The organism is Citrobacter sp. EC_71, assembly GCF_019584005.1.
Classification (GTDB): domain Bacteria; phylum Pseudomonadota; class Gammaproteobacteria; order Enterobacterales; family Enterobacteriaceae; genus Citrobacter; species Citrobacter werkmanii.
In genome coordinates this window covers 149,594-155,824 of the sequence record NZ_VDAY01000012.1, presented here as the reverse complement: position 1 = coordinate 155,824, position 6,231 = coordinate 149,594, and the positions used below count along the sequence as shown (strand labels likewise).

Annotated in this window: 8 protein-coding genes; 7 read left to right on the top strand and 1 reads right to left on the bottom strand. The window is 53.7% G+C overall.

Annotated elements, in window-relative coordinates; translation table 11 throughout:
* The 3 genes from FHD02_RS24415 to ybcJ all read left to right on the top strand — a co-directional run.
* Positions 1–93, top strand: a 93-nt coding sequence (locus tag FHD02_RS24415; RefSeq protein ID WP_225623018.1) for a hypothetical protein, incomplete at its 5' end; no start/stop codon positions are given.
* A gap of 424 nt (positions 94–517) precedes the next feature.
* A complete protein-coding gene (folD, locus tag FHD02_RS14880) occupies positions 518–1,384 on the top strand; it encodes a bifunctional methylenetetrahydrofolate dehydrogenase/methenyltetrahydrofolate cyclohydrolase FolD (protein ID WP_003021887.1) in 867 nt (288 codons plus the stop codon).
* 1 nt (position 1,385) lies between these two features.
* On the top strand, positions 1,386–1,598 hold the full coding sequence (gene ybcJ, locus FHD02_RS14875; protein WP_016152124.1) for a ribosome-associated protein YbcJ: 213 nt from the start codon (positions 1,386–1,388) through the stop codon (positions 1,596–1,598).
* 95 nt (positions 1,599–1,693) lie between these two features.
* Here the strand turns inward: ybcJ and cysS are convergent, their stop codons facing one another.
* Positions 1,694–3,079: a cysteine--tRNA ligase gene (gene cysS, locus FHD02_RS14870; RefSeq protein WP_220394030.1), complete on the bottom strand. Its 1,386-nt coding sequence runs from the start codon at positions 3,077–3,079 to the stop codon at positions 1,694–1,696.
* A 173-nt stretch (positions 3,080–3,252) separates the two neighbouring features.
* Between cysS and ppiB the strand changes: the two genes are divergently transcribed.
* The 4 genes from ppiB (at position 3,253) to purK (ending at position 6,164) form a co-directional block, all read left to right on the top strand.
* Positions 3,253–3,747, top strand: coding sequence for a peptidylprolyl isomerase B (gene ppiB / locus FHD02_RS14865; protein ID WP_003021875.1), 495 nt, complete (start codon positions 3,253–3,255; stop codon positions 3,745–3,747).
* A gap of 2 nt (positions 3,748–3,749) precedes the next feature.
* A complete protein-coding gene (gene lpxH, locus FHD02_RS14860; RefSeq protein WP_220394029.1) occupies positions 3,750–4,472 on the top strand; it encodes a UDP-2,3-diacylglucosamine diphosphatase in 723 nt (240 codons plus the stop codon).
* Between the two features lie 118 nt (positions 4,473–4,590).
* Positions 4,591–5,100: a 5-(carboxyamino)imidazole ribonucleotide mutase gene (gene purE / locus FHD02_RS14855; RefSeq protein ID WP_042309959.1), complete on the top strand. Its 510-nt coding sequence runs from the start codon at positions 4,591–4,593 to the stop codon at positions 5,098–5,100.
* Complete coding sequence (gene purK / locus FHD02_RS14850; RefSeq protein WP_137360439.1) at positions 5,097–6,164, top strand: 5-(carboxyamino)imidazole ribonucleotide synthase; 1,068 nt, start codon at positions 5,097–5,099, stop codon at positions 6,162–6,164. Before purE ends, purK begins: the two co-directional genes overlap by 4 nt.
* Positions 6,165–6,231 lie beyond the last annotated feature (67 nt).

Below are 6,231 nucleotides of genomic sequence, written 5' to 3'. Positions count from 1 at the left end.
CGCTCAATGTGGCAGTTACTGAAAAAGGTCCGCCATTTTATGGAAACCGCCAGCCCATTCCCCGGAGGAAAACATGGCCAGGCAAAAGTGTAGCGGTATTAGGCGCAGCTATTTAATCTTCGCGAATATGACTATTCGTCACAGCGTTAAATTAAACATTTCAATTAATGAAAAATACCTGCAAATCCTTTTAATGCTCCTGGCTAATTCTTATTGGGATCCAGGAAAAGTCTGGGTAAAAATGAGGTAAAGACACCATAATCAGACGTAACAGACTGGTTTACGGTGCATTAACCTTGAAAACACCAAGGTGATGAGTTGTTTCATTGACGTTAAATTTAATTAGCATGATCATGAGTTATGTGAACGGTCTCAGCGTCTGAACCGACCCTGCCCGCTGACCGCGTTCCCCGCAATCGCACGTAAAAACGCAAACGAAAACTGACAGCACGTTCTGCTTCTGACAAAATAGTGACATCCCCTTCGATTTAACGTAACAGACGGAATCCTCTCTCTGATGGCAGCAAAGATTATTGACGGTAAAACGATTGCGCAGCAGGTGCGCTCTGAGGTTGCTCAAAAAGTTCAGGCGCGTTTAGCGGCTGGATTACGCGCCCCAGGCCTGGCTGTTGTGCTGGTAGGTAGCAACCCGGCTTCGCAGATTTATGTCGCGAGTAAACGCAAAGCCTGTGATGAAGTGGGGTTTGTCTCCCGCTCTTATGACCTGCCTGAAACCACCAGCGAGGCGGAGCTTCTTGAGCTGATCGATACGCTCAATGCAGATACCACCATCGACGGTATCCTGGTACAACTGCCATTACCGGCAGGTATCGACAACGTTAAAGTGCTGGAGCGTATTGCACCGGATAAAGACGTAGACGGTTTCCACCCGTATAACGTTGGTCGTCTGTGTCAACGCGCGCCGCGTCTGCGTCCATGTACTCCGCGCGGGATTGTCACTCTGCTTGAGCGTTATAACATCGATACCTATGGTCTGAATGCCGTAGTGATTGGCGCCTCAAATATTGTCGGACGCCCGATGAGCATGGAGCTGCTGCTGGCTGGCTGCACCACCACGGTCACCCACCGATTCACCAAAGATCTGCGTCGCCACGTAGAACATGCGGACCTGCTGATTGTTGCTGTCGGCAAACCGGGCTTTATTCCCGGCGAGTGGATCAAAGAAGGTGCGATTGTGATTGATGTCGGCATCAACCGTCTGGAGAATGGTAAGGTTGTTGGCGATGTGGTCTTTGAAGATGCTGCCGCGCGTGCGTCATATATCACGCCGGTACCGGGCGGCGTAGGCCCAATGACTGTCGCCACACTTATCGAAAACACGCTACAGGCGTGTGTTGAATATCATGATGTAAAGGACGTTTAAGATGGCCACATTTTCACTGGGTAAACACCCTCACGTTGAACTCTGCGATTTGCTGAAGCTGGAAGGCTGGAGCGAAAGCGGCGCCCAGGCAAAGATTGCTATTGGCGAAGGTTTAGTGAAGGTCGATGGCGCTGTTGAAACGCGCAAACGCTGTAAAATCGTTGCCGGACAGACCGTCAGCTTTGAAGGCCACAGCATTAACGTCGTGGCGTGATCCCGAGTGCCGGATGAGGTTAACGACGCATCCGGCCTACCGATCATTCCATCGTAGGCCGGATAAGGCGTTAGACGCCATCCGGCAATAGAGAGTTACTTACGACGCCAGGTGGTGCCCTGCGGGCCATCTTCCAACACGATGCCCATCTCGTTGAGACGGTCACGCGCGGCGTCAGCTGCCGCCCAGTCTTTGGCCTTACGCGCGTCCAGACGCTGCTGAATTAACGCTTCAATTTCGGCGACTTCACCGTCATCCGCCTGCGCGCCGCTTTGCAGGAACGCTTCCGGATCCTGTTCCAGCAGGCCCAGCACGCTGGAGAGCTTGCGCAGATGCGCAGCCATACCGTTAGCCGCCACCATATCTTCACCCTTCAGGCGGTTAACTTCACGCGCCATATCAAACAGCACGGAGTAAGCTTCCGGCGTGTTGAAGTCATCGTCCATCGCTTCAATGAAACGCGCTTCAAAGTCCTTGCCACCCGCAGGGGCAACGGATTTGTCGGTACCACGCAGCGCGGTGTACAGACGTTCCAGCGCGGAACGCGCTTGTTTCAGGTTCTCTTCGCTGTAGTTCAACTGGCTACGGTAATGACCCGACATCAGGAAGTAGCGAATGGTTTCGGCGTCGTAGTATTTCAGCACGTCGCGTACGGTAAAGAAGTTGCCCAGCGATTTGGACATTTTCTCGCGATCAACCATCACCATCCCGGAGTGCATCCAGTAGTTCACGTATTCGCCATCGTGCGCACAGGTGGACTGCGCGATTTCGTTTTCATGGTGCGGGAACATCAGGTCCGAGCCACCGCCATGAATATCGAAATGATTGCCCAGCTGTTTGCAGTTCATCGCCGAACACTCGATGTGCCAACCCGGACGACCTGCGCCCCATGGAGACGGCCAGCTCGGTTCGCCCTCTTTGGACATTTTCCACAGCACGAAGTCCATCGGGTTGCGCTTCACGTCAACCACGTCAACGCGAGCGCCCGCCTGCAGCTGATCCAGATCCTGGCGTGACAGCTGACCGTAGTTCGGGTCAGTCGGAACGTCGAACATCACGTCGCCGTTATCGGCAACATAAGCGTGACCTTTGGCAATCAGCTGTTCGGTGATCTCAATAATCTCGGCGATATGGTGCGTAGCGCGAGGTTCCAGATCCGGGCGCAGAATATTCAGCGCATCGAAATCGCTATGCATTTCCGCAATCATACGATCAACCAACGCGACAAAGCTCTCGCCGTTTTCATTTGCGCGCTTGATGATTTTGTCGTCGATATCGGTAATGTTACGCACATATTTCAGCTTATAGCCGAGGAAGCGCAGATAACGCGCAACGACATCGAAAGAAACGAAAGTACGTCCGTGGCCAATATGACAGAGATCGTAAACGGTAATACCACACACGTACATGCCGACTTCCCCGGCATGAATAGGTTTGAATTCCTCTTTTTGGCGCGTCAGTGTATTAAAGATTTTTAACATCGAAGATTCCGTGTAGACGTGTGTGGATAGTAAAGTCTGTATAATACCCATAATTTAGACCGGAAGCAGCACACTTTGCGAGGTGATCGCAGCTTGCGGTTATGCTATAACACACCCCTAACTCTGACCCTTGACAGGGTCGAAGCACCAATCTATCGGAACAGGATGCAAAAATGGTTACTTTCCACACTAATCACGGCGATATCGTAATCAAAACGTTTGATGATAAAGCGCCTGAAACAGTTAAAAACTTCCTGGACTACTGCCGCGAAGGTTTTTATAACAACACCATTTTCCACCGTGTTATTAACGGTTTCATGATCCAGGGCGGTGGTTTCGAGCCAGGCATGAAGCAAAAAGCCACGAAAGAAGCGATCAAAAACGAAGCGAACAACGGTCTGAAAAACACCCGCGGTACGCTGGCAATGGCGCGTACTCAGGCTCCGCACTCCGCAACCGCACAGTTCTTCATCAACGTTGCTGACAATGACTTCCTGAACTTCTCCGGCGAAAGCATGCAGGGTTGGGGTTACTGCGTGTTTGCTGAAGTTGTTGAAGGCATGGACGTGGTTGATAAAATCAAAGGCGTTTCCACTGGTCGCAGCGGTATGCATCAGGATGTGCCTAAAGAAGACGTCATCATCGAAAACGTGACCGTCAGCGAGTAATCGTGGCGACACTGTTTATTGCAGATCTTCACCTCTGCACAGAAGAACCGGCGATCACCGCCGGTTTTCTGCGTTTTTTAGCCGGTGATGCGCGACAAGCCGATGCGCTGTACATTCTCGGCGACCTGTTCGAAGCCTGGATTGGCGACGACGGCCCTAATCCGCTGCATCATCAAATAGCCGCAGCGATAAAAGCACTGGTTGATTCCGGCGTTCCCTGCTTTTTTATTCACGGCAACCGTGATTTTCTGCTCGGCAAACGTTTTGCCCGTGAGAGCGGCATGACCTTACTGCCCGAAGAGAAAGTGCTCGACCTGTATGGTCGCAAGGTACTGATCATGCATGGCGACACGTTATGCACCGATGACGCCGGCTATCAGGCGTTTCGCGCAAAAGTGCATCAATCCTGGTTACAAAAACTATTCCTCGCCCTGCCATTATTCATTCGCCAACGTATTGCCGCGAAAATGCGCGCCAACAGCAAAGCAGCCAACAGCAGTAAGTCGCTGGAGATCATGGATGTGAATCAGCAGGCCGTTATTGCCGAGCTGGAAAATCATCAGGTCCAGTGGTTAATTCACGGTCATACCCACCGTCCGGCAGTACACGAACTTACGGCCAATGGGCAACCCGCCTTCCGCGTAGTATTAGGCGCCTGGCACAGCGAAGGTTCGATGATCAAAGTCACACCACACGACGTTGAACTGATCGCATTTCCATTTTAACTCCCCCGTCAAAACGCTTGCTACACAGGCTACGCAATCGTTTTCCTTGACGGTGAATTATGCTATTCTCTGTGGCCTCAAAAGTCGAGTGTAGTGCACCACAGGAGTTTTCAGACGCATGTCTTCCCGCAATAATCCGGCGCGTGTCGCCATCGTGATGGGGTCCAAAAGCGACTGGGCTACCATGCAGTTCGCCGCCGAAATCTTCGAAATGCTGGACGTTCCACATCATGTTGAGGTCGTCTCTGCTCACCGTACCCCAGACAAACTGTTCAGTTTCGCCGAAGGCGCTGAAGAGAACGGTTATCAGGTGATTATCGCCGGTGCCGGTGGTGCTGCACATTTGCCTGGTATGATTGCGGCGAAAACGCTGGTGCCTGTTTTAGGCGTTCCGGTACAAAGCGCAGCGTTGAGCGGCGTAGACAGTCTCTACTCCATCGTACAGATGCCTCGCGGTATTCCGGTGGGCACGTTGGCGATCGGCAAAGCGGGCGCGGCCAATGCGGCCCTGCTGGCCGCGCAAATTCTGGCAACACACGACAAAGAATTGCATCAGCGTCTGGCTGAGTGGCGTAAAGCGCAAACCGACGAGGTGCTGGAGAACCCGGACCCGCGAGGTGTCGCATGAAGCAGGTCTGCGTACTCGGCAATGGTCAGCTAGGACGCATGTTGCGTCAGGCCGGTGAGCCGCTGGGGATTGCGGTCTGGCCCGTCGGGCTGGACGCCGAACCCGCTGCCGTTCCTTTTCAACAAAGCGTGATCACCGCTGAGATTGAGCGCTGGCCGGAAACGGCGCTCACCCGCGAACTGGCGCGTCATCCGGCGTTTGTTAACCGCGACGTCTTCCCGATTATTGCTGACCGTCTGACGCAAAAACAGCTTTTTGACAAACTCAACCTGGCGACTGCGCCATGGCAACTGCTGGCGGATAAAAGCGAATGGTCTGCGGTGTTCGACAAACTCGGCGAGTTGGCGATTGTGAAGCGTCGCGTCGGCGGCTACGACGGTCGTGGACAGTGGCGTTTACGCGCAAATGAAACCGCACAACTGCCAGACGACTGCTACGGCGAGTGCATTGTCGAGCGAGGAATCAACTTCTCCGGTGAAGTCTCGCTGGTTGGCGCGCGTGCGCACGACGGCAGCACCGTCTTCTATCCGTTGACCCATAACCTGCATCAGGACGGCATTCTGCGCACCAGCGTGGTATTTCCGCAGGCTAACGCTAAACAACAGGCGCAGGCCGAAGCGATGCTCTCTGCCATCATGCAGGAGCTGGGCTATGTCGGTGTGATGGCGATGGAGTGTTTCATCACCCCGGAAGGTCTGCTGATTAATGAACTGGCTCCGCGCGTGCACAACAGCGGGCACTGGACGCAAAACGGCGCCAGCATCAGCCAGTTTGAACTGCATCTGCGCGCCATTACCGGCCTGCCGCTGCCGACGCCGGTGGTGAACAATTCTTCGGTGATGGTAAACCTGATCGGCAGCGACCTGAACTACGACTGGCTGAAGCTGCCGCTGGTGCATCTGCACTGGTATGACAAAGAGGTACGCGAAGGGCGTAAGGTGGGACACCTGAACCTGAGCGACAGCGATACCGCGCGCCTTAGCGCCACGCTGGAAGCGCTCATTCCCCTGCTGCCGCCGGAATATGCCAGCGGTATCATCTGGGCGCAGTCAAAGCTGAAATAAGCCATTAATGCCGGGGAGTTGATTTTATCCTTCCCCGGCCCCTCTTCTGGCGCGTAAAATCCCCTCC

Coding starts and splice junctions, on each gene's coding strand:
- purE (WP_042309959.1), top strand. CDS start 4,591: ATGTCTTCCCGCAATAATCCGGCGCGTGTCGCCATCGTGATGGGGTCC.
- folD (WP_003021887.1), top strand. CDS start 518: ATGGCAGCAAAGATTATTGACGGTAAAACGATTGCGCAGCAGGTGCGC.
- cysS (WP_220394030.1), bottom strand. CDS start 3,079: ATGTTAAAAATCTTTAATACACTGACGCGCCAAAAAGAGGAATTCAAA.
- purK (WP_137360439.1), top strand. CDS start 5,097: ATGAAGCAGGTCTGCGTACTCGGCAATGGTCAGCTAGGACGCATGTTG.
- ybcJ (WP_016152124.1), top strand. CDS start 1,386: ATGGCCACATTTTCACTGGGTAAACACCCTCACGTTGAACTCTGCGAT.
- ppiB (WP_003021875.1), top strand. CDS start 3,253: ATGGTTACTTTCCACACTAATCACGGCGATATCGTAATCAAAACGTTT.